Origin of the sequence: Spirosoma profusum (genome assembly GCF_014699005.1) — a bacterium.
GTDB classification, from domain to species: domain Bacteria; phylum Bacteroidota; class Bacteroidia; order Cytophagales; family Spirosomataceae; genus Spirosoma; species Spirosoma profusum.
Genome location: NZ_JACWZY010000005.1, coordinates 1 through 23,398, shown reverse-complemented (window position 1 = coordinate 23,398; position 23,398 = coordinate 1). Strand labels below are relative to the sequence as shown.

The following is a 23,398-nucleotide window of genomic DNA, read 5'->3' as shown; positions in this document are numbered from 1 at the left end:
GTAACTCAGTTAAAAATGAAACAGTGGGCAGGAGCGCTGCTGGTGATCCTGGGGATCACCAGCAGCCAAGTGCGGGCTCAACAGGACAAGATGTTCTCCCAGTACATGTTCAACATGCTGGCGTTGAACCCGGCGTATGCGGGTAGTCGTGATGTATTGAGTATGTCGGCCCTATACCGCAATCAGTGGACGGGAGTTCAGGGAGCTCCCCAGACGGCGACGTTCACAATGGACATGCCCCTGAATCAGGAGCGGGTCGGTGTTGGTCTGCAACTATATGGAGATAAGTTCGGTGAAATGCAGGAAGCTGGTGCGTTTGCCTCCTATGCTTTCCGCATTAAAGTTGGCGCTAAATCGACACTGGCACTAGGCTTGCAAGGCGGTGCATCGAGTTTCCAGTGGAACCTCGCTAACGTACAAACAAGTCCGGATGGCACAGGTCAGGTAGATCCTGCTTTTGCCAGCAACATTTCGAAGGTGCTGCCCAACTTCGGTACAGGTATCTATCTGAGCAACGACCGGTCGTATCTGAGCATCTCGGTGCCTCGGCTGATCAAGAACAAGCTGAGTGAGTACAACTCGGGGGATTATCGGTCGGTGCAACGTCGCCACGCCTATGTGGCTGCTGGTTTTGTAGTAGGCCTGAGTCCGGGAATCAAGATGAAGCCTTCGTTTTTGGCTAAATATGCCGAAGGAGCGCCACTTGGTTTTGATGGCAACATCAACTTCTGGTTTGCCGACCGCATTGCGATTGGGGCTTCGATACGTCGGAACCAATTTTCGTCGTGGACTCAGTACAGCACGGATGCAGTAGTGGGCATGGTGGAAGTTCAGTTGACGGATCAGTTCCGGTTCGGCTACTCTTATGACCGCACGATGAACAATTTTCAGAGTGTAGCACCGAGTTCGCACGAGATCATGATCCGTTACGAATTTGGATTTGGTAAAAACCGCATTCTGACTCCGCGTTATTTCTAAGCGGGGAAGGATTAAAACGTATAAAAGCGAAAGACTGAAAAACCTGGTAAAAGAGGTTTTACTCTTTCGCTTTTTTTTTAACTCAGTGCTTCCATTTATTGGAATTTTTCAGTAACTAACAGTACGTTTTCAGGATAAAACCTGATTACACAAGCATCCCATTTTGCTTTCCAACTCTTAAGATTTATGATACGTTCCGTTTTGCTAATCGGGATGCTTTGGCTATTGACTAGCCAGGTATTCGCGCAGTCGCTCGTCAAGCAAGGCGACCGTCAATTCGATCAGTTAGCCTATGCCAAAGCTGTTGAACTCTACGAAAAAGCGCTGACCAGCCCTGAAAAAATCAACGAGGGTGAACGTAGAGATGCCAGAGCTAAACTCGGCTATAGTTATCAGCAATTACGCGATACGCAGAATGCCGAACGGGTTTACCGCGATTTAATGGGAAATGGCGATATGCCAAACGATTACGCCAAATGCTATCTGTATTATGCGCAGGTGCTGGCCAGTAACGGAAAATATCGTGAAGCACAGGTAGCTTACGAAAAATATGGTAAACTTCAGGAATCGGACAAAAGAAGCCCTTCATTTTCAAAGCTTTATAAAGACGTTAGTGCGTTGACACGTAATGCGGGCAGTTATAAAGTCGAATTCCTGAAGATGAATACCAAGAAGGCCGAATTTAGCCCGATGTTTTACCGGGATGGGTTAGTTTTCGTATCTACTGGACATGGTGGTAACGGCGTTAAACGGGTATTTAAATGGAACAATTCGCCGTTTCTGGACCTCTATTATTTGCCTGATCTGAGCAATATACGTGTCGACAAAGCTTCCAGCCTGGGTGGTAGCGTATCGACAACCAAACATAAGCGCACTCGGCTCATCCGGCCGTTAGGTAGTGATGATTACACGGCTGCCACGTCTAACGACACTAAAACTGTGGGCTTTTACGGCGACTATAACATGACAATGGGTTACGAGGACACCCCGATTAGTGAATCGGATCAGTTTAGTCGCAACTTAAATACCAAATATCACGAAGGGCCACTTACGTTTAGCAAGGATGGTTTGCGGGTAATATTCACACGTAACAACTTCAATGAAGGCCATTTTCGGAAGAGCCTGGATGGCATCAACAAACTCAAACTCTACACCGCTACCCAAACAAACGGATATTGGGGCAAAGCTGAAGAGCTTCCTTTTAATAGTAATGAGTTTTCAACCGGGCATCCAGCTCTCTCCAAAGACGATCAACTCCTTTACTTTGCGTCCGACATGCCAGGTGGCTATGGCGGTACTGATCTATACGTATCACGTTGGGCCGATGGCAAATGGAGCACACCCATCAACCTGGGTAAAGAAGTTAATACTAAAGGAAACGAGCTATTTCCGTATATAGACGAAAAAGGAAACCTGTATTTTTCTTCAGACGGGCATCCGGGGTTGGGTGATCTGGATATGTTTTATGCTCAGATTGTGTCTGATGGAAAAGAAGGTAAAATGGTACGTAACCTAGGCGAACCACTTAATTCGCCTAAGGATGATTTCGGAATTGTGACTGATGGCGATCGCAAAAGTGGCTTCTTCAGTAGTAATCGGAAAAACGGTGGTGCTGATGATGATGTGTATCGGTTCGCCCGCGAAGGATCGCTCTATCCCTGTCGTCAGTTAACACTAAGCGTATTCGATGCTGAGTCGAGAGAACCGCTTGCCAATACGTCTGTAGCACTGGATAATGCAGCGAGTGATGGGCAGAAACAACTCCAGACTGATGCTGAAGGGCTGATACGTGTCTGTATTGATGCCGACAGTGAAGTAAAGTTCCAGGCCACAAAAGAGGGCTATCTGGATAATAAGCTGGGTTTTTCGACCAAAGGCATGTCCGATGATCAGCCTTCGCGTTTGGAAATTCCACTCACGAAACTAGCTCCAGCAAAGCCAGCCACCACAACCATTCGGGGCCGTGTAACGACACAAACGGGTCAGAAGCCAATTTCAGGAGTGAAAGTGGTCCTCATCAACGAGACAGACGGTACCATGCAGGATACACTCACAGGGGCTGATGGCAGTTATGAATTTGTGGTGAAAGCTGGCAACGAATATCGGCTTGAAGCGATGAAAGATAATATGGGCACCGTCGGTAGCCGTATCTCGAAAGAAGGAACGGGTACCACCGACTTAACTATGTTTAAGAAAGGAGACGTTATTAAAATTGATAACATCTACTATGATTTAAACAAAGCCGCAATACGTCCTGATGCCGCTGTCGAACTCGATAAAGTGGTGGAGCTGCTCAATAAATACCCCGCTATGAGCATCGAAATGCGGTCGCATACGGATAGTCGGTCTTCAGCCAAATACAACAAAACGCTGTCAAGTAACCGGGCCAGAGCGGCTGTTACATACCTGAAATCGAAGGGGATAGCCTCCCCGCGCATGGTAGCTAGGGGGTATGGCGAAAGTTTACCCTTGAATAAGTGTAAAGACGGCGTGAACTGTACAGAAGAAGAGTACCAGTTGAACCGACGTACTGAGATTAAAATTCTGAACATAGAATCGGCATCCGTTAGCGAAAAATCAAAACTGACTACTAGGTCAAAACCGTCTGTCAAAAAGTCAAAGCAGAAATCCAGAAAACGTAGACGGTGAGCATCAGATACGTAACAGGTTAACAAATAAACCAGATACAGGCATCCCAGGAACGTAGTAGGTTTTCAGACAAAAACCTCGGAACTTGGTCCCTATTTCGACAGATTTTATGCGCTTGGCATTTCAGAATTTCGTTACGTGGGGATCGCTGGTTTGTTTGTTACTGCTTTCGTATGAGCGTGCCCAGGCTCAGAAAGAGGTTTTATATTCGCAATACCTTGCTACACCCTTGAGCATCAATCCGGCTTATGCCGGTAGCCGGGAGTCGCTTCATCTGACGGCTTCACTACGTCGCAAATGGATTAGCGTTCGTGTTGCGCCTGTTACGCAGACAGTGTCGGTGGACGGGGCTATTGCGAACGGGAAAATAGGTTTAGGATTCCAGGCGCAAAACGACCGTATGGGACTTTTTGCAGCTACAGGAGCCTACGGAAGCGTAGCGTACCGATTCAACTTACCGGCATTAGCCAAGTTGTCGATTGGCATTCAGGGTGGTATCAACGTATTGCCGATTTACGACTTTGCCAGTGCATCGAGCCTGAACCGGGCCATTGCGAGTTTTGGGGTTGGTATCTATTATCAATCTGATCGTTGGTTTGGTGGTATCTCGGCCCCCGAAATGACGGGTCAGGCACTGGATTTGTCGGGACGCTATCTGTACAAAAGTGTTCGGCCGGTGATGGCGCAACTGGGGTTGAATCTGAGCGCTGGCGAAAATACAGTTCTGATTCCGTCGGTGATGGTATCGAAAATAGAAGATAGGCCACTTGGATTCGATGTGAACCTGAAAGCCTGGTTTAATGAGCAGATTGGCATAGGCGCATCGTACCGACAGAATAGTCCGGGGTTGATACAGACCAATTATTTACAGGCTTCGGCTGAGTATCAACTCACAAAATCGATTCGGCTAGGCTATATTTTTTATTCAAAAACACCCGAAAATCCGAATGCTGGCTTGTATTTTCAGGAAAGTGTTCATGAGGTCATGCTACGTTTTGCGCCCAACGTATTAAAATTTACGTATTGATATCTGATAAGAACATCTGCTACGTTTGAATAACGACACCTTATTAATACGACACCAAAAACCAAACGCCCGGTTGAAACCTTACGAAAACGAGATTTCTGGGGCTAATATGCTTCGATACCTAGCGGCCGAAAGTAGTATGCCCACCCAAGCTGTCATCCAGAACCTATATATTCCTAGCGATCTTGACCGAGAGTTTCCGCTGGCACCTCATTTTGTCCAGACATTTGGCAGCTACCCGAACTATCTGCATTTCAACGATGATTTCAGGCCATCAGCGCGGCAGTTGTTAGACGAACGAGGGTTTAAACTGATCAATCACTCGACCCGCGTAACGGATGAAGGCTGGCAGATTATCGAGCGAATCTATCAGCATGACGATGGCCTTATCCTGAAAGCCGAGTTCGTGGGTGAGCGATTTTTTCGGCTCTACGGCTACTATCGCGAAGAGAGTTCGGCAAAACTATTGCTGAATGGTTTTCATGAACATAAATACGTTCATGAAGAAAATCAGACACATATTTATCTGATTCAGAGTGGTTTGGGCGGTCTGCATACCGAGCGTGTCGAAATCAATCCGCCGGAAATTGATCTGGATTTACACTACAACGACGATTTTCCGCCTGTTCACGAGCGGCTGGTAAACTTATTAGCACAACCGAAAAGTAAAGGGCTGATTCTATTACACGGTGAACCGGGCACGGGTAAAACGACCTATATCAAATACCTCAGTTCGCTGGTCAGGAAAGACATGCTCATTTTGCCGCCCTACATGACCAATTACCTGACGTCGCCCGAGATAATTCCGTTTCTGCTCGATAATAAAGATTCGGTATTGATTATTGAGGATGCCGAACGTATTCTTCAGTCGCGTGAAGCCGGGGGCGACACTAACAGCGTATCGAATATCCTGAATCTTACCGATGGTCTGCTGGCCGATTGCATGCATATACAGGTAATTGCTACGTTCAACGCCAGTAAACATCTTCTTGACAAGGCATTGCTACGTAAAGGACGCCTGATGGTTGATTATGCATTTGGCAAACTGACACCGGCCAAAGCCAACCATTTATTAACGCATCTCGGCACAGATTTTCGCACCAAAGAATCCATGACCCTGGCCGACATTTTCAATCTGGAAGAACAGACGGTTTCGGGCGAGCGGCACGAAGTGAAAATGGGTTTCTAGAGGTCAGGACTTTGCTGGTTTTTTGGGCGTTGTTTTCTTCTGATGGCGCACAGATTCCCGTTCATTCAATTCCTGAACTTTATCTTCGTGAATGTCTTCGGCTTCCTCAATGGAGTGAGACAAAGATAGTTTGGCTTCTGTTTTAGCGCGTTCGGCCAGTTCACCAAAAAAGCGGTGTAATTCTCTGAGTTCTTCTTCGGTCAGATCTTCTACGTTGAGCAGGCGATTACTGGCTTTCCGGTTGACGGCAATCAATTCGTTGAGCTTGATCTGCATCGCCAGCGAATCTTTATTCTGTGATTTCTGGATTAGGAAAACCATCAGGAATGTAATGATGGTAGTACCAGTATTGATGATTAATTGCCACGTATCGGAAAAACCAAATATTGGGCCGGTGATAACCCAGATAATAATGGTCAGTAAGGCGATAAGAAAAGCCGTCGACGAGCCGGTAACTTCCGTTGATTTAGATGCAAACCGCTCAAAGAAATTACCGGATTTATTTGTATCCATGTCATTAGGGAGAATGGTGAAATTTCTCTATTAACTGTACGGCGTTACGTTTGTGAGATTAAAATCAATTAATGAAGAAACGTATCTGCTTTTGTCGAATCGGAGGGATTTTTTTGATACGTTGGTACAACTGAATTTGGCTGAGGTACTCGCCTACGTCGGGCCTGCCGTACTTTAGACATCGAAAGCACCAGATCGGCCTGTTTAATCATGGCATTCACACCGCCGTACCCGACGGCTCTATGTACTACGTCGCCCGATGGAATAAAATATAAGGCCGTCGGGTAGCTCGCTACGGCAAATTGTTTCGCCAGTTGGACGCCTTCGCCCACTTCAGCATCCAACTGGTAATTGATAAAATTCTCGTTGAATTTAGCCCCTACGTTCGCGTTCGGAAACGCTTCGCGGGCCATGCGCTTGCAGGGTGGGCACCAACTCGTATAGAAATCGACGAAAATGGGGCGATTCAGCCGTTTGGATTCAGCCTGCACATCCGGCCACGAGCCAGTAAAAAAGCGGACACCGACGGGCTCTTCTACCTGGCTACTGAACAAAAATAAACTGATTAACGTAACGAGAAGAGCACGGTGTTTCATAGATCGGACGACGTAGTACCGCTACGTAGCTGGCTGGGTAAATAACCAAATTTGCGCTGGAAGGCCGTCGAAAAATGATGCGACTCACTGTAGCCAAGTGTCAGCGCGATTTCGCCAATGGTCTGATTCGTGCTACGTAGCAATTGATGAGCATAATCCATTCGTATAGAGCTTAGGTAGCCGAATACAGTCGTGCCAAGCAGTTCGCGAAATCCCTTTTTGAGTTTGTAATCATTCAGGCCAACGTAGCGCGACAGTTGCAGGAGGGAATACGTATCGAACGGACGGCTATCGAGCCGATTTTTGACCGCTATGATTTTTTCTACGTCGCTCGTTTTCAACGTAGTGATTTTGGAAGATTGTGAAATTTCGGCCTGTTCCAGTTGCTGACGTAGCAAATCGAGCACGGTCATTTCCAGATACAGGCGCTTGAGGGGCTGCGGACGATTGGTCTGCATTACATCAATCAGTTGTTTTTGTAAGGCGGGCGTAATCGGTAGATTCCGATCTGACAACGTAACGGTTTCGCGTCGGGCCATGTGGTTCATCAATTGATTCAGAAGCGGAGCCGTGTCGTCGGCAAACTGACTGAAAAACGTTTCTGTAAGCTGCACGCCAACGTACTGATAATCACCGGTTTCGAATAAGCTTCGGACATCGCCATAAGGTCGATAACTCAAATTGTGCTGCTGAGATGCGAATCGGGTGCGTAGCGACGATTCATGCGAGATGTGGCCTTGCAGGAGAAACATCATCTCGACCGACGAAAAATCTTCTGTCGAGCAAATGGTATCGGCTTTCAGGGTTTGAAATTGGCCGTAGTGGATACGCACACCCTGAAAACAAAATTCACCTAATTCACCCTGCGATACTTCGTCGGCCAATTGCACGTGCGTTTCTGAGTAACCAGCGGCTTCATGGAACTCGGTGGGGTAACTGCGGGAATATTCGTTGAAATAATGCCCGTAGTTGCGCGAAATGATTTGCATAAAACGAAGCTACGCAGAACGTCTGATTTGGCAAAATGGTGAACTCAGGCCGACTAGCTGGCAAACGTATCAGGTCGATGGAGAAAGTAATCCGTTTCGCGGGATCATCGATCCGTTTCGCGTGGCCATCAGGCGTAGCCAACGTAGTAAGTTCGCGGTCGAATTAATCGACATAAAAGATGGCTGAATTTGCATTTGGACTATATCCGGGAAGCGCAACGGGTGCCGAGAGTGGGTTAGTAAATGGCCCTGCCGATATTCCTGAACGTATCAGAGATGCACTCGATGACCTGCAACCAACTGATAAATCGTTTCGGGTTCGGGTGTATGTGGGATATGCAGGTAACGGGCAGATTGAGCATACAACGCCCACCGACTTTACGCAATACGTTGCTCCGAATCGAAAACTCGATTTAGTACTATGTTATCGTGCTGTTGATGACCCATTTGAGTGCTGGACTGATTTTATTCGGACTATGTTACAGCAATACGCTCCGCATCTTGCTACGTTGCAAATAACGGAAGAAGCAAACTCAACCGGACCGGGTGGCGATGGCATTACACCGAATATTCGGGCAGCTTTAGTGGCGGGCATACTGGCAGCAAAAGCAGAAATTCAGCGGCTGAACGTATCAATCGAAGTCGGCTTCAGCGCGACCATCAATTTTAATCCGGCTGATGATTTCTGGCGGGAACTGTATCAGCTTGGCGGACAGTCTTTTGTGGATGCACTCGACTACGTAGCACTCGATTTCTTCCCCGACGTTTTTACGCCCTTACCTCCAAATGTTACGTTATGGGACGCGGTACGTGTCGTGCTGGAGCAGTTTCGGCAGGTGAATTTGCCGCAGGCGGGTATTCCAGCCACGGTACCGATTCACATTGGCGAAAACGGATGGCCCACCAATTCAACACGAACCTATGAACGACAAGCTGAAACGCTGGAGGCCATTATTCGGGCGGTGTATGCGCATCGTGCTACGTTCAATATTACGTTGTATGAGCTGTTTGATCTGCGCGACGCTGACAGTTCTCAGGAAAATATATTTTATCAGTTCGGGATAATGCGGGATGATTATTCGCCAAAACCGGCCTACACTGTTTTTAAAAAATTGATTGCCGAACTAACGTGCTGAAAGCCTGTCCAGACCGTCAAACCTGGGTGAACTAATCCGTCTGCTGGCTTGTCTGTTTTGTGTATGGCTAAAGTAACTGCACACGCGGGTGGACCGCCAAACGGCGTTGTTCCTACCGACCCGAAAGATCAGGTGAGCTGGCGGGAACGCTTCGCGGCCCTCGGCAATTTGCCGGCGTTTTTCCGGCTGGTCTGGGAGGTGTCTCCGGCGTTGTTTCTGGGGAATGCCGCGTTACGTCTTGTTCGGGCGGCTATCCCGGCGGCTACGCTCTACGTTGGTAAACTGATTATCGATCATGTTGTTACGTTGTCGAAAACCGGTGGACAAGGTGATACGGAATACCTCTGGTGGTTGGTTGGTGCCGAATTTGGATTAGCTATTCTTTCAACAGCATTGGGACGGGCGGTATCGCTGATGGATAGTTTGCTGGGTGATCTGTTCGCCAATCGGACGTCGGTCCGTTTGATGGAACACGCGGCCTCGCTCGATCTGGAACAGTTTGAAGATGCTACGTTCTATGACAAACTCGAACGCGCTCGACGCCAGACTACCGGTAGGACGGTGCTGTTATCAGGTGTTTTTGGGCAGGTGCAGGAATTGATTTCGGTGGGATTTCTGGCGGCTGGTCTGGCGGTGTATAATCCGTGGCTTTTGCTGCTTATTCTGCTGGCCGTTACGCCCTCGTTTATCGGCGATAATTACTTCAACCAACGTAGCTACTCGCTTTCCCGATCCTGGACGCCCGAACGGCGCGAACTCGACTACCTACGCTACGTAGGCGCGAGCGACGAAACGGCCAAAGAGGTTAAAATTTTCGGCTTGTCCGATTTCCTGATTGATCGCTTTCGCACGTTGTCGTGGGAGTATTTTCTGAAGAATCGTTCGTTGGCGATCAGTCGCGCTGGTTGGGGAACGTTATTGTCGGCGCTGGGTACAGCGGGTTACTATGGGGCTTATGTCTGGATTGTAATGCGGGCCGTGAGCGGGCAGATTTCGCTGGGCGATCTGACGTTTCTGGCGGGTTCATTCCGGCAGGTCAGGGGTTCGCTGGAAGGAATTTTGCTTCAGTTTAGCAGCCTCACGCAGGAAGCGATTTATCTTCAGGATTTGTTCGATTATTTCGCTATCAAACCGCTTATCCATTCGCCAAAAACCAGCCGACCATTCCCAAAACCGATACGTGAAGGGTTTGTGTTTGAAGGCGTTGGCTTTAAATACACCAACTCTGAACGCTGGGCGCTACGTAATTTATCGTTTACGTTGCAGGCGGGCGAAAAACTAGCGCTGGTCGGCGAAAACGGTGCCGGTAAAACGACGCTGGTCAAATTACTTGCTCGTCTGTACGACCCAGCCGAAGGCCGAATTTTGCTCGATGGCTATGATTTACGCGAGTACGATCTGATGGAACTGCGACGTAACATCGGGGTTATTTTTCAGGATTATACACGGTTCAAAATGACGGCGGGTGTTAACATCGCCGTCGGTGACATTGATGAACGTACCAATCAGCCACGTATCGAAACATCGGCGCAACGTAGCTTAGCTGATACGGTTATTGCTAAACTGACGGGTGGCTATGACCAGCAATTGGGTCGCTCGTTTAACAAAGGCGTTGAGCTGTCGGGTGGTGAGTGGCAGAAAGTGGCGCTTGCCCGGGCGTATATGCGAGATGCCCAATTGATTATTCTGGATGAACCAACTGCCGCCCTCGATGCCCGCGCCGAATACGAAGTGTTTCAGCGATTTGCGAAACTTACCGAGGGAAAATCGTCAGTAATCATTTCGCACCGATTCAGCACGGTACGTATGGCTGACCGGATTCTGGTGCTGGAAAACGGTACGTTGCTCGAAATTGGTTCTCACTACGAGTTACTGGAAAAAAGCGGTCGTTACGCCGAGCTATTCGGTTTGCAGGCGCGGGGGTATCAGTAACGGTTTTATTTTTGGTTTTGCGAAGGTTCAGGATAGTTATTTCCCTATCTTTCCATACTAAATACTAACCGTTCTGACTATGAAAGCCGTTTTTACTACGTTCATTTTACTAGGTGGAGTAACGCTGGTGTTCGCCCAGACGCCCTCGATTCCTCCAGCCGATATGCAAATTAAAACCGCCGTGTTAGCCGCTCCGGCCGATAAACGCGATGGAGCTATGGTATATGGCTATTCGGAGAAGAATGAATTTGTCGTGCTACGTAAGGGGACGAACGAAATGATTTGCCTGGCCGATGATCCGGCTCAGAAAGGGCTTAGCGTGTCGTGCTATCACCGCGATCTGGACCCTTTTATGGAGCGGGGACGTATTCTGAAGAAAGAAGGAAAAAAGGCAAACGAAATTCTGGCGATCCGTGAGCAGGAAACCAAGGATAAAAAACTCACGATGCCCTCACATCCATCGACTTTGTTCTCCTATACGACCAAAGACGAAAACTACAATGCTGCAACTGGCGAAGTTAAAGATGGCTATCTGCGCTACGTTGTTTATATTCCGTATGCTACCGCCGAAAGTACAGGTTTACCGCTCAAGGAGGAAGCTCCAGGTATGCCCTGGATCATGGACCCTGGTACGCACCGGGCGCACATTATGATTAACCCGCCAAGATCGACAACGGCTCACCATTAGAAACTGGATTATTTAAGGATGTCTCTAGCTAATTTTTAGTAGTAGACCTACCGTCGGCTAAGTCGTTGGCCTGTTTGTTGCAGGGGGAGCGATAACTTAGCATTTTTGCGAAAATTCCTCTTTTACAGCTGCATGACGAAACGTCTCCTTTTCGGGACTCTTTGCTTATTACCGGGCTTCTTACAAGCACAACGCATGACTGGCTATCAACTCAGCAATTATGCTGGGACGAATAGCCTGTATATAAACCCGTCGTCAATAGCAGATTCGCCCTGGAAGATGTTTGTCAACGTAGCAACGGCATCGTTCCAGGCAACTACACAGCCGCGTTTACCACTTGCAACTATTCCATTTGTGCAGGCTAATCTTAAACTAGGTGGTGAACAACTGGCTCTGAAACAGTCAGATCTGCGAGGGCCAGCTTTTCTGCTTCAATTCCGAAACAAGCATGCATTAGCCGTTTCGACCCGCTACCGGGCCGATTTGAATTTCTCGAATGATTACGATCTGATCCGCTGGTTTCAGGGTGAAAAAACGCCGTTACTACTGGCCGACCGTTCTCCTGCATTAAATGCCGATTCATTTGGCGAAATTGCTTTATCGTACGCAGCCCCTATTATTGACCGGGGCGGCCATTTTGTTAAAATCGGTGGAACGTATAAGCACGTACGCGGTTTGCAGACGGCAACCATGGCCGCTGAAGGAAGTTTTGAAGCCCAGTCGGACCGGCTAAATTACACTGTCCGACAAATGCAGGTATTTTATTCGGATTTGGTGACGCTGTCGCGATTAACGCCTGCCGACGCCATTCTGGGTACTGTGCCCGGAACAGGGAATGGATTCGATTTAGGCTTTACGTACGAATTTCGGCCACAGACAATAGAAAATCGGGTAGAGACGACGGGCGAGGCACGGTTTCCTACTAAACAGAATCTCTATAAATTTCGATTGGGCATATCACTGCTCGATATGGGCAGTATACGTTATAAAAGTGCCAGTGTCTGGCGCGTAATTCCTACAACCAGTTTCTTGCAACAGTCAGATATTCAACCTCCTAAGTCCCCAACCCAGATCCGGGATGCCGTTGCCCGTACACTCGGTGTGCTGCCTGAGGGCGAAACAGGCGAACTATACGCAAAATTGCCCCAGACATTATCCGTTCAACTTGACGCCAATGTAGGCAGGAACTGGTTTTTGAGCGGTACATGGTGGAAACCATCAACTACAGTACCAGGCGCTCAGCATCGTTCGGAGTTAATAACGCTTGGCGGACGATACGAAACCGCCAAACTCGAGTATTCGGCCATGCTGAACTACTGGCAGGACCTGGGTAAAGTTTCCATTGGTACCCACGTCCGATACGGCTACGTTACGCTCGGAAGCGATAATCTGTTTGGTTTCTTTTCGTACAATAACCTGGCTACGCACCTGTTTGCCGGCGTATCTATACCATTTGGTGGTAAATCAACGAAAACAGTTGCTGCCAAACGGCAAAAGAATTTAGATTCTGATGGGGATGGCATTAACGATCAACTTGATCTTTGCCCTGACGTAGCTGGCATTCAGGCCTTTCAGGGGTGCCCGGATGCAGATAAAGATGGGATTCAGGACATTGAGGATAACTGCCCGCAACAAGCCGGACTGGTTGCAAATAAAGGCTGTCCGGATGCGGATGGCGATGGAATTCCTGATAAAGATGATGCCTGCCCCCGCGACGCTGGTCCTGCTGATATGAAAGGTTGCCCGGACTCGGATGGCGATGGCATTGCTAATAACCTGGATGAGTGCCCCACCGTTGCCGGGCGAAAGGACCTTAACGGTTGCCCGGATTCGGACGGCGATGGTCTACGCGACTCAAAAGACAACTGCCCGAACGAATTTGGGTTGAAAGAGTTTGGCGGCTGCGCTTTGGCTGATATTGCGCCTACAGATACGGTCGGCCTGTTTGTCTCCGAGAAGTTTCTGCTCAATCAATTGAGAACAAGTTGGATACATGGTCCAAAATATACCATATCATCACTAAATGTTCTTCAATCGTATCTGGCAGCCAATCCGAAACGAATAATTACCATGGTTGTTTCGGGATCGAGCCAGGCGCAGGTAACTAGTATTCTTGCTCTATTCAAAGAAGAACTGAGCGCGAACTCGATCAGCCTTGAGCGTTTTAAGTTTACGGATAACGTAGCAGTCAATTACAAAACAGGGCTCAAACTGGGTATTATCAATGCCCCATAACATAGTGATTAAGCCTGTTCTGGTTCCGAACCTCGAAAGGCATCCTTTTTATCGACAGGCATCAATTTAATCGGGCGACCCTCCCTCGCTGATTGATAAATAGCCTCCATGATTTTCTGGTCCTGGAGCCCTTCTTCGCCTGGTGTATAAGGCGTTTTATCTGCTAGTATGCAGTCTGAAAAATGGTCCATTTCAGTCGCAAACTGGTCTTTATCGGCAATTTTGTGCTGAATTACCTGATTTTCCTTGCCTTCCGCCTGACTAGTTTCTAACTCCAGACCTGTATACGGAAAAGCTGGGTCCATCTTGATCCATCCTTTGTCGGCCAGCACTTTATAGTTCTTATCATCGTGATGGCCGTAACTGGTAGCACAACTGGTTTGTACGCCACTCGGAAATTTCATCAACCAGTTTACCTGTTCCTCAACTTCCGTGAAACGCGGATCTTTGGGCGTGCTATGAACGTAACCAACGACTTCCGTTGGTTCTTCGCCAAGCAGGTAACGTATCGTATTCAGGCAGTAAAGGCCAACGTCTGGAAGCGAACCGCCACCAGCCAGCGCTTTGTTGAAACGCCAGTGTTTCGGATTGTCAGAATTCTGACCATTATTAGCCATAATGGATTTTACCTTGCCGAATTTTTCCTGCTGCACCATCTCACGTACCATCCGGTGGTGCGGTTCATACTGAATCCGGTACGCAATCATGAGTTTACGGTTGGCTTTTTTGCAGGCATCAATCATCGCCTGACATTCGGCAACCGTGTTAGCCATTGGTTTCTCGCATAGAATGTGTTTACCCGCCTGAGCCCCACGAATTGTGTATTCGGCGTGCATTCCGTTGGGCAATACGATGTAAATGGCTTGTACGTCTTTGTTGTCTCGCAGTTTGTCGTAATCGGCGTAGCTGTAGCAAGATTCTTGTTTTATGCCGTACTGAGTCGCTACTTTCTGCATTTTTTCGGGACTTCCACTCACCAGAGCCACTACTTTCGATTTTTTACATGCACCAAAGGCTGGTAAAATCTGATTCAGTGTCAGGTGACCGAGCCCAACCAGTGCATAACCAACACGCTGGTCGTCAGCCAGTGGGGTAGGGGTTGGCCCTTCCTGCTGTTCCGTTTTAGCTTTTATTTGCTCTAATTCAATGGGTTTTGTGGAATCCGCTGGTACGTCGGCGGGGGGAGACGTAGCAGGAAGTTTGGGAACTGAGCCGCTGGAAACCCCACTCGACGTAGGACTAGAAGTTTGTGTGTTCGGGTTCTGTTCGCAGGAAACAAACGTAGTGGTTAAGGCACCAGCCGCCAATCCTTGAGCTGTGAGTTGTAGAAAATCCTGTCGTGATACAGAAGTTGATTCTAAAGAATTAGATAGTAGATTAAAAAAACGAGAAATCGGTTTCATAACGTAGTTGAGTTTACGTCTGAAACCGATTGTCAAATGAGGTTGTTTGTCGGGACCCCGAAAACTAAGGTATTGGCTGGCTTACCGTTTATTTGATGGGCGAATAATCAGTTGGTTTCATGTAAACTGACTCTACTTTAGTCGTCAATGCACCATCTTTTTCGGACTCAGCTTTGGCCTTCACCCAGTCTGGATCTTTCCGGAAAGCATCGAAATGAGCTTTCCCTTCGGCTTCGCTCGGATGCGCCAGAATGTACACTAGTTTCGGTTGTGCGGATGGATCTTTTTCCTGCGTTATCCAGTAGGCAACATTCGTCATGCCGTGTTTGGTGAATAATTTCAGAGTATGATCGCGAAAGCGATTCAGCAGGTTGGGTAATTTGCCGGGCGAAGGGGTGTAGGTACGTAACTCGAAGGTACGTTCGGGAGAGGCCTGCTTCAGATTAAGCTTCGGCGAAATTTCGGATTCCGTCATGAAAATCTGGTCGACGTGGTCAACGATTTTTCCGTTAGCTTCTGTTTTGGCCACCACGGCTTTCCACTCAGGGTCGCTGCCGAAAGCTTTCCACGATGCATCACGGGCTTCCCGGTTCGGATAGGCCAGAATGTAAATAAGTTCCTTGCGCGACGTATCGGTTGGCATCCAGTAACCGATGTTTTCCATGCCGTGCTTTTCGAAAATTTTGGTTGTGTATTTCCGGAAACGATCGACAATAGCGGCATAATTGCCCGGTGTTGGATGATAAATCCGTACTTCGTAGAGTTTAGAATCCGCTGGCGCTTTTTCTGGTTTCGTCGACGCTGTTTTTTCCGAATCAGATATGGCCATGGCGAACGTACCACATAACATACTGAAGGTGAGTAAAGACAATTTGATAGACATGTGATTTCGCATATAAAGTTGCTACGTTCGTGATATAAGTGTTTATCACCAATTTTCTAACTGTTTTAATGGCTAATCCGCATCCGCATGGCAACGTGAAGGGTAGGGAGAAGTAACTGGAGTAACTGCTACGTTCGTCAGCCGGTTTTATGGTATTTTTGTTCAATTCAGTTGAATGTGTGGCTTTTACTGTGCAGGCAGTCATTAGTAGCTACAAATTATAGGATGCTTAAATACTTGGAAATAAGGCTATTATTTCGTGAAATTTTGTTTCACAAACTTTTTTATTGCCTAAAAGCTCATTCTCGTTATTTTTGTTGGTATACAACCTATTTCGCCTAACTTTATAAAATATGCTAAGCCGGGTCGCGAGTTCTGTTTACTGGATGCATCGCTACATTGAGCGGGCCGACAATTACGCTCGTTTTATGAGCGTTAATTTTAATCTGGCGCTCGATCTACCTCCAAATGTTAATCAGCAGTGGGAACCTTTACTTACGGCCACCGCTGATAATCAGAAGTTCAATAAATATTACAAGCAGCCTACTCGCGAGAATGTCATTCAGTTTATGACATTCGACAAACGGAACCCTAATTCCATTGTTTCCTGCCTCAGCTATGCGCGCGAAAATGCCCGGACCATTCGGGAGGTTATTTCGAAACAGATGTGGGAGCATCTTAATAACTTTTACATGATGGTGCGTGATACGTCTCCGAATCAGGAGTGGAGCCAGAGCCAGACGCAGGAATTCTTTATGGAAATCCGGAACGGTACGCAACTATTTTACGGAATCATTGACGCGACTATCACCCGGAATGAAGCCTGGCATTTTGGCCGATTAGGCCGATTTCTGGAACGGGCCGACAAAACGTCTCGCTTTTTGGATGTAAAATATTTTACGTTGCTTCCCGATGTTGGCGCAGTAGGTACCACAATTGATTTAATGATCTGGTCGGCCGTGCTACGTTCCGTGAGCGCCTATAACATGCATCGTCAGCGGCACAGGTCACTTACGCCCTCCAGCATCGTCGAGTTCCTGATATTGGATAAAATGTTTCCTCGGGCGGTTTCACATTGCATCCGTCAGGCTGAACTTTCACTGTACGAAATTTCGGGAAACAACATCACCAGCGGCTTTGGTAATTCGGCCGAACGATCACTTTCCAAGCTACGTTCCGACATCGAATTCACCGAAACCGCCGACATTTTTAAAGTCGGGCTGCATCAATATCTGGATAATTTCCAGACAAGAACGAACGAAGCAGGTGAGGCCATTTTTGAAACCTATTTCGATTTGAAGCCGGTCGAAGTTTAATGACTGACGGGGCCGCCCGCGTGGTGATCAGAAGAAAACCGGAAATGTAAGTGCCAAATACCCCATCCCAACCCGGTGGCGGAAGCGATTGTTGTCGGCTACTACGTCGCGGTTAGCGGCTGAGGTTTCGGTGGTTAGCCATTGATAACCCGCTTTAACGGCGAAACGTTGGGTTATGTACACGCGAGCGTAGACTTCGGTAGCGAGGGTGCCAATATCATTATCGCCCAGCAAACGTACGTTGAATGTACTGGGTGATGTTTTCTGAAACGTATTGACTCCCTGAAAATACAATGTAAGCGAATCACCTCCAGTCGCATTTTTTACTGTATACTGACCCGTCGATGATTTATAGCGACCGATACGTGACTTGCCCAGCGTTAAACCTATCAAATCGGCACTGGCCCCAATTTCAACAATACCTAGATTAAGCTGCGCCCTAATCCCGGCACTGATCGATGTCATCGATACGTAATCGTAGCGCATGGTATCGATGTTTTTATCGATTAAAGGGGCTCCTAAGGCGCCAAAGCCTGTTTTGCCGCGCGTCAGGCGGGCTGGGGCTGTATAATAATTAAGGTTATCGCCGTAAAAAGCACCGGCCCGGAGGGTCCAGCCGAGGGCAAAGAGTCGGCGATTTCCGGTATTCAGAAGCTGATAATACGTAATTGAAGGGTTGTAATGCTGAGGGGTGTAGGCCATTCCTACATCGTAACCGCTACTCAGACGGGCCGCTACCGGCGATTGTGCGAAACTGCTAAGAGAAACGAACGTTAATAACGCAACAAGTATTTTCTTCATGCAATCAATTCAGCTTGCGTGCGCGCAAAGATAGTGTCAGAACCGGGATTTAGCAGATGTAGGGATTTTCAGGATTTTGTTAATTGATTGAGCGCTTCGAAGAAACGAAAGCAAAATCCTGAAAATCCCTACATCTGCTAAATCCCGGTTCTGACGATTTTTAGTATCACGGCGCCCAATGGCGGTACGTTGATTTGAAGCGACTGCGGACGTCCATGCCACGTTTCATCTTCACTCATCAATGGCTGCCCGTTGATGAATCCGCTGCCGTAAAACTCCGTAGCGTCGCTGTTGAAAACTTCCCGATACGTACCGGCGGCCGGAATACCAATGCGGTAATTAGTACGCGGAACTGGCGTCATATTCAGGATAATCAGTAACGTATCGGTAGCGTCATTTCCTTTACGGAGATACGTAACGATACTGTTTTCGCGGTCTGTGGTGTCGACCCACTCGAAGCCATCGGACGTAAAATTACGTTCGTATAGCGCTGGCTCGGTCTTGTAAAGTGTATTCAGGGCTTTCACGCAGGCTGCCATACCTTTATGCGGAGCAAACTCCAGCAGATGCCAGTCGAGGCTGGCGTCGAATTTCCATTCCGACGTTTGGCCGAATTCACCACCCATAAACAGTAATTTGGTGCCAGAGTGGGTAAACATATAAGCGAACAACAGTCGTAGATTGGCAAATCGCTGCCATTCATCTCCGGGCATTTTAGAAAGCAGCGAATGCTTGCCATACACTACTTCATCATGCGAAAGAGGTAGCATGAAGTTTTCGGTAAAGGCATAAATGGTGCTGAACGTTAGCTCGTCCTGGTGATATTTGCGGAAAGTCGGATCGCGTTCGAAGTAACGTAACGTATCATTCATCCAGCCCATCATCCATTTCATACCAAAACCCAGTCCCCCTGTATATACCGGTCGTGATACGCCTGGAAAGGCAGTCGATTCCTCGGCAATCGTCTGCGTATCAGGGAATTCTTTATATATGGCTTCGTTCAGTTCTTTGAATAATGAAATGGTTTCCAGGTTTTCGCGGCCACCAAACATGTTGGGTTCCCACTCGCCAGCGTTACGTGAATAATCGAGATAGAGCATGGACGCTACGGCATCGACCCGCAGACCGTCGGCATGGCAACGGTCGAGCCAGAACAGCGCATTACTCAGCAGGAACGAACGTACCTCGGGGCGCGTATAGTTGAAAACATAGCTTTTCCAGTCGGGATGATACCCTTTGCGCATATCAGGATGCTCGTATAGATGCGACCCGTCGAACTCATACAGGCCATGCGCATCGCCTGGAAAGTGCGACGGAACCCAGTCCAGAATAACACCGATACCAGCCTGATGCAGCCGTTCTACAAGCGTCATGAAATCCTGTGGTGTACCAAATCGGCTACTAGGCGCGTAGTAACCCGTAATTTGATAGCCCCAGGAAGGCGCATACGGATACTGCATTATCGGCATGAATTCGACATGTGTAAAGCCCATATCCTGCACGTAAGGAACCAGCGCATCAGCAATTTCGCCGTAACTCAGCTCCCGTTCAGGAGCGCTGGGATCGCGTCGCCAGGATGCTAGATGCACTTCATAGACAGAAACAGGCGCATTGAGCGCGTTTTTAGTATGCCGATTGGTCATCCATTCCTGGTCCTGCCATTCGTAATACGTATCCCAGATGACCGAAGCGGTTTTGGGCGGAATTTCCCAGGAGTGAGCATAAGGATCGCCCTTTTCCAGTTCACGACCGCTTTCGTGAACGATGAAATATTTATACACTTCGCCCCGGCCAATATTCGGGATAAAAACTTCCCAAATACCCGACGAATCCCAGCGGACACTCATCGAATGGCTGCCCTTATCCCAGCCATTGAAATTACCGATAACGGCAACGTAACGCGCTGAAGGAGCCCAAACGGCGAAATACGTACCGATAACGCCATTGTGTTCAACAGTATGTGAACCAAATTTCTCGTAAAGACGGTGGTGTTTTCCCGACCGAAACAAATGGACGTCGAAATCCGTGAAGCGGGAATATGATCCATCCTGCACCACGGATTCAGCAGGCGCAGGGGAAACTAGTTGCGCTTTTTTACGGGTTGCCGGTTTCACGGACGTAGTAACTACGGGTTGTTCGATTTCGGGTGTAGGAGACGGTGAAGTCGTGGTTTTGCGTTTTGCCATAGATTTGACAGATGCGTTCTAGTGAATGAACCGTATCAGGGCCGGAAAGTTAGAAAAAAAGTGGGAGGGACAAAGTGACTATCGTTTTTCACCGACAATCGTTCGAACATTACTGATAAACTAGAACCACTGTCTGGCACCCTTGTCCAGAATGGCATCAACAGCTTCCCGATCTAACTTTTCGGGTTTCGTAATCTTCAGGCAGCTCTTTCCGCTTCGAACAGATTTAAGTCGATGGCCGTACTGGGCGTCCAGATTAGGCGACTCGTGTAAGGGCATTAAGTACAGCATAAGGAATTTGTCGGTCAGTCGTAGTCCGGCAAAGGGCTTCCCAATCAATTTAAATTCTTCAATGCCGCCTTTAGGCGTGTTGCCCGTTGTAGAAACATAGGGTTGGCTGGTCATACCATCAATGTCCAGAAGTTGCCTTCTGAGTTCATCGTGTAGTTGTTGCAATGTCATGATTTTTAAATGGTTTCTTTAGTAATAATTTCAGCTTCAAATAATTCCAGCAAATCATTTCTGGATCGGCTGCTTTCAAATTTAAAACCGCCCATTGTCAGCGCGTAGACAAACACAAGCATGCCTAAAGGAAGCAAGTCCATTTTTTCGAATTGATTTCTGCTACCAAACAGGCTTGCGATCGAAACTGGAAGCAGCATACCTGCAAAACCAACCCAGGCACAGAGAAAAGCAATTACCAACGGGTGAAGCCCCATTTTAACGCGCACAATTGTTCCCTGAACATCAGCCTGAATGACACCGCTGATTTGCGGTAAAAATGAGTTTCGGTAGCCGATGATTCTACTTATGGAAAATCGGTTGCCAGTAATTTCCCCTTCGTAAGGCATTGTTGAACTGGACCCAAACAGGTCAAAACGAATCGCTTTTCTGGGTTCCACCGAATCCATAAGTCGCCTGATGGCCTCTGATTCAGTCAGTTGGGTTCGATACGTTATGTTTTCATACGGCAGCAGAATCATGGCTTACTTTGGCTGGAGCAGCCCGGTTTGCAGCATCGGTACGTCGGGTACTACGTTTCCATCGCTCAGGCGAATTTTCTCGATTTCACGTACTACGTCGATGATGCCTTTCAGCGGAATTTTCACCCAGGCGGGACGGTAGCTGATTTCGTAACCTAGTTCATAAACGGCTTTCTCCAGCAAGTAAATCAGCAGAAGAAAATTGATTTCGCTGTTGTTTTTGAACAGCGGATGCGGTGCGCCAAATACATCCAGATATGCATCGAGGAACGTATCACGTATCAAATAAAACCAGCGATCCGATACGCGCTGGAGGTGGTTAGGGTTCAGCCCTTCGGTTTCTGCCGAGTTGAACAGCTTGGCCGAAACAGCGTAATGATACGAACGTATCATGCCTGCTACGTCCTTCAGGGGCGAATGTTTGATTTTACGCTCGGTGATGCTGCTTTCTGGTTCGCCCTCAAAATCAATGATCACAAAATCCCCCTGGCCTCCTTCCGACGTAGCACCTGATACGGCCAGCACCTGCCCCAGGTGATAATCGCCGTGAATGCGGATACGTAGCGAATCGAGCGGGCGGTTATGGAAGTCGTCGATGAATGTGTCAATCATCTCTTTAGCTTCCATGAATACCCAGGCCAGCCGCTGTGCCTGCGGGTCGAGTTTGGCGTAATTATCAATTAATAAGGCGTACCGTCGGTCGAGCAAATCCTCGAATCGTTTTATTAGAAACTGGCGGTATTCGTCGGTGAATGGCTCTGGTGCGAAGGCCGCTTCGGCATCAGGTTTATACAGAGCGCAGTGCAACTCGCCGGTACGTCGGCCAAGCAGTTCAACTTTATCGAAAACGTCTTCCCGAATGGCAAACATCCGATTAGGTACGCCATACAGGAAATCGTTGAGGTAATCGCCGGTCTGCATCCAGGAATCCTTCTCGTTTGGAACCATGCGCTGGACCATACCCAGCGTTACGTCGGGGAAATTGCTACGTTGCCAGATGATGCTCCCGCCAAACGCTGGAATGTTAGCGAATTCGCTTTCCTCAGTCAGAAACGCCACCATGTCGACTTCTGGGTTAGTTTCCTGAAAAAGTTTCCGGTAAAGTTTCAGGAAGTATTTATCACCGAACGTCATGGCCGAATTACTCGAATCGACGGGCAGCACCCGCGACGGCAACGTATCATCCTCCTCATCCAGCCCTTTCCCACGATGAAACGTTAATTGACCTCTCGTCTGATCTACCGTCTGATTTTTGTAAATGCCTGTATATAAGGCTTCCCGAAAGCGTTCGTCGTAGATGGCGTCAATCAGTAGGCCCGCCTGGTCATTCAGCACTACGTTGCCGATACGTCCTTTCTCCGGAATATCGCTCTGCGAAATGGCTTCTGGTATATCGGAGTTTTGCAAAATGAACGATACGGGCAGCAGGTAATTTTCTGGAATACCATCGACGTAACGGGCTTCCAGAATCAGCAAATAAGCATTACTCTGATCGGATAGGGTAAGTGTGTGGATGGTTGGAATGGAAAATCCCTGTTGCTGGCGAGCTTTACCCGCAAACCAGCGACACGTATTGACGTAGGCAGGAAGCACTGTCTGAGCCAGATTTTCCCAGAACTGACTATCCGTCGCTACGTTAAGCCAGGCCGTGTCTGAAGCGATGGGTTGGGCCACAGGCATGAGTATTCTACGTACTAAAGTTTATGTCAAAGCTGAACGATTAGACTACACCAACTTGCTACGTTGGTCGAAGCACTACGTCGGTGAGCGTTTACGCAATAACGCACTTATTTGAAGATAAAAAATTCCTGGATATAAGAGGCCGTCTAAAAATGGTATTTTAAATAAAATAAGGAGCCAGTAGGTTTGTAAGTACAAAGAACCACCAATGTAT

20 protein-coding genes are annotated in these 23,398 nt (G+C 48.0%); 10 read left to right on the top strand and 10 right to left on the bottom strand.

Annotation, left to right across the window (positions count from 1 at the left end; genetic code table 11):
- Positions 1–15 precede the first annotated feature (15 nt).
- The 4 genes from IC229_RS07790 to IC229_RS07775 all read left to right on the top strand — a co-directional run bounded on the left by IC229_RS07790 (position 16) and on the right by IC229_RS07775 (position 5,843).
- Positions 16–978 (top strand): PorP/SprF family type IX secretion system membrane protein, encoded by a 963-nt coding sequence (locus IC229_RS07790; RefSeq protein WP_223833914.1) that lies wholly within the window; start codon positions 16–18, stop codon positions 976–978.
- 186 nt (positions 979–1,164) lie between these two features.
- Entirely contained in the window at positions 1,165–3,627 is a 2,463-nt protein-coding gene (locus tag IC229_RS07785; protein WP_190886393.1) for a carboxypeptidase regulatory-like domain-containing protein, read from the top strand.
- Between the two features lie 109 nt (positions 3,628–3,736).
- Positions 3,737–4,654, top strand: coding sequence for a PorP/SprF family type IX secretion system membrane protein (locus IC229_RS07780; RefSeq protein ID WP_190886392.1), 918 nt, complete (start codon positions 3,737–3,739; stop codon positions 4,652–4,654).
- Positions 4,655–4,763: 109 nt separating this feature from the next.
- A complete protein-coding gene (locus IC229_RS07775) occupies positions 4,764–5,843 on the top strand; it encodes an AAA family ATPase (RefSeq protein ID WP_190886391.1) in 1,080 nt (359 codons plus the stop codon).
- Positions 5,844–5,846: 3 nt separating this feature from the next.
- On the opposite strand, the gene IC229_RS07770 is transcribed toward IC229_RS07775, so the two are convergent.
- The 3 genes from IC229_RS07770 to IC229_RS07760 form a co-directional block, all read right to left on the bottom strand.
- Positions 5,847–6,356: a low affinity iron permease family protein gene (locus tag IC229_RS07770; RefSeq protein WP_190886390.1), complete on the bottom strand. Its 510-nt coding sequence runs from the start codon at positions 6,354–6,356 to the stop codon at positions 5,847–5,849.
- A gap of 68 nt (positions 6,357–6,424) precedes the next feature.
- Entirely contained in the window at positions 6,425–6,952 is a 528-nt protein-coding gene (locus tag IC229_RS07765) for a thioredoxin family protein (RefSeq protein ID WP_190886389.1), read from the bottom strand.
- Positions 6,949–7,941, bottom strand: a complete 993-nt coding sequence (locus IC229_RS07760; RefSeq protein ID WP_190886388.1) for a helix-turn-helix transcriptional regulator — start codon at positions 7,939–7,941, stop codon at positions 6,949–6,951. The genes IC229_RS07765 and IC229_RS07760 overlap by 4 nt, the downstream gene beginning before the upstream one ends.
- On the opposite strand from IC229_RS07760, the gene IC229_RS07755 reads away from it, so the two are divergent.
- From IC229_RS07755 to IC229_RS35280, 5 genes are all read left to right on the top strand, one after another.
- Entirely contained in the window at positions 7,931–8,128 is a 198-nt protein-coding gene (locus IC229_RS07755; protein WP_190886387.1) for a hypothetical protein, read from the top strand. The two genes, IC229_RS07760 and IC229_RS07755, sit on opposite strands and share 11 nt — an antisense overlap.
- Positions 8,121–9,077 carry a glycoside hydrolase family protein gene (locus tag IC229_RS07750; RefSeq protein ID WP_190886386.1) on the top strand — a complete coding sequence of 319 codons (957 nt, stop codon included), beginning with the start codon at positions 8,121–8,123 and terminating at the stop codon, positions 9,075–9,077. The genes IC229_RS07755 and IC229_RS07750 overlap by 8 nt, the downstream gene beginning before the upstream one ends.
- Positions 9,078–9,140: 63 nt before the next feature.
- On the top strand, positions 9,141–11,009 hold the full coding sequence (locus IC229_RS07745; RefSeq protein ID WP_190886385.1) for an ABC transporter ATP-binding protein: 1,869 nt from the start codon (positions 9,141–9,143) through the stop codon (positions 11,007–11,009).
- 79 nt (positions 11,010–11,088) lie between these two features.
- Positions 11,089–11,697, top strand: a complete 609-nt coding sequence (locus tag IC229_RS07740) for a hypothetical protein (RefSeq protein ID WP_190886384.1) — start codon at positions 11,089–11,091, stop codon at positions 11,695–11,697.
- Between the two features lie 132 nt (positions 11,698–11,829).
- The gene (locus IC229_RS35280; RefSeq protein WP_223833913.1) at positions 11,830–13,932 is read left to right on the top strand and encodes a DUF5723 family protein; all 2,103 of its coding nucleotides are present in this window, start codon (positions 11,830–11,832) and stop codon (positions 13,930–13,932) included.
- Positions 13,933–13,940: 8 nt separating this feature from the next.
- Here the strand turns inward: IC229_RS35280 and IC229_RS07730 are convergent, their stop codons facing one another.
- Together IC229_RS07730 and IC229_RS07725 are read right to left on the bottom strand one after the other, a co-directional pair.
- A complete protein-coding gene (locus IC229_RS07730; RefSeq protein ID WP_190886383.1) occupies positions 13,941–15,335 on the bottom strand; it encodes a Gfo/Idh/MocA family protein in 1,395 nt (464 codons plus the stop codon).
- An 88-nt stretch (positions 15,336–15,423) separates the two neighbouring features.
- On the bottom strand, positions 15,424–16,164 hold the full coding sequence (locus tag IC229_RS07725) for an NIPSNAP family protein (protein ID WP_394355929.1): 741 nt from the start codon (positions 16,162–16,164) through the stop codon (positions 15,424–15,426).
- A gap of 407 nt (positions 16,165–16,571) precedes the next feature.
- On the opposite strand from IC229_RS07725, the gene IC229_RS07720 reads away from it, so the two are divergent.
- Positions 16,572–17,534 (top strand): alpha-E domain-containing protein, encoded by a 963-nt coding sequence (locus IC229_RS07720; RefSeq protein WP_190886381.1) that lies wholly within the window; start codon positions 16,572–16,574, stop codon positions 17,532–17,534.
- A 27-nt stretch (positions 17,535–17,561) separates the two neighbouring features.
- Here the strand turns inward: IC229_RS07720 and IC229_RS07715 are convergent, their stop codons facing one another.
- From IC229_RS07715 to IC229_RS07695, 5 genes are all read right to left on the bottom strand, one after another.
- Positions 17,562–18,335, bottom strand: coding sequence for a hypothetical protein (locus IC229_RS07715; protein ID WP_190886380.1), 774 nt, complete (start codon positions 18,333–18,335; stop codon positions 17,562–17,564).
- A 137-nt stretch (positions 18,336–18,472) separates the two neighbouring features.
- A complete protein-coding gene (glgB, locus tag IC229_RS07710; RefSeq protein ID WP_190886379.1) occupies positions 18,473–20,521 on the bottom strand; it encodes a 1,4-alpha-glucan branching protein GlgB in 2,049 nt (682 codons plus the stop codon).
- 120 nt (positions 20,522–20,641) lie between these two features.
- A complete protein-coding gene (locus IC229_RS07705; protein ID WP_190886378.1) occupies positions 20,642–20,983 on the bottom strand; it encodes a hypothetical protein in 342 nt (113 codons plus the stop codon).
- Between the two features lie 5 nt (positions 20,984–20,988).
- Positions 20,989–21,423 (bottom strand): hypothetical protein, encoded by a 435-nt coding sequence (locus IC229_RS07700; RefSeq protein WP_190886377.1) that lies wholly within the window; start codon positions 21,421–21,423, stop codon positions 20,989–20,991.
- An 84-nt stretch (positions 21,424–21,507) separates the two neighbouring features.
- The gene (locus IC229_RS07695; RefSeq protein ID WP_190886376.1) at positions 21,508–23,184 is read right to left on the bottom strand and encodes a putative maltokinase; all 1,677 of its coding nucleotides are present in this window, start codon (positions 23,182–23,184) and stop codon (positions 21,508–21,510) included.
- Positions 23,185–23,398: the final 214 nt, after the last annotated feature.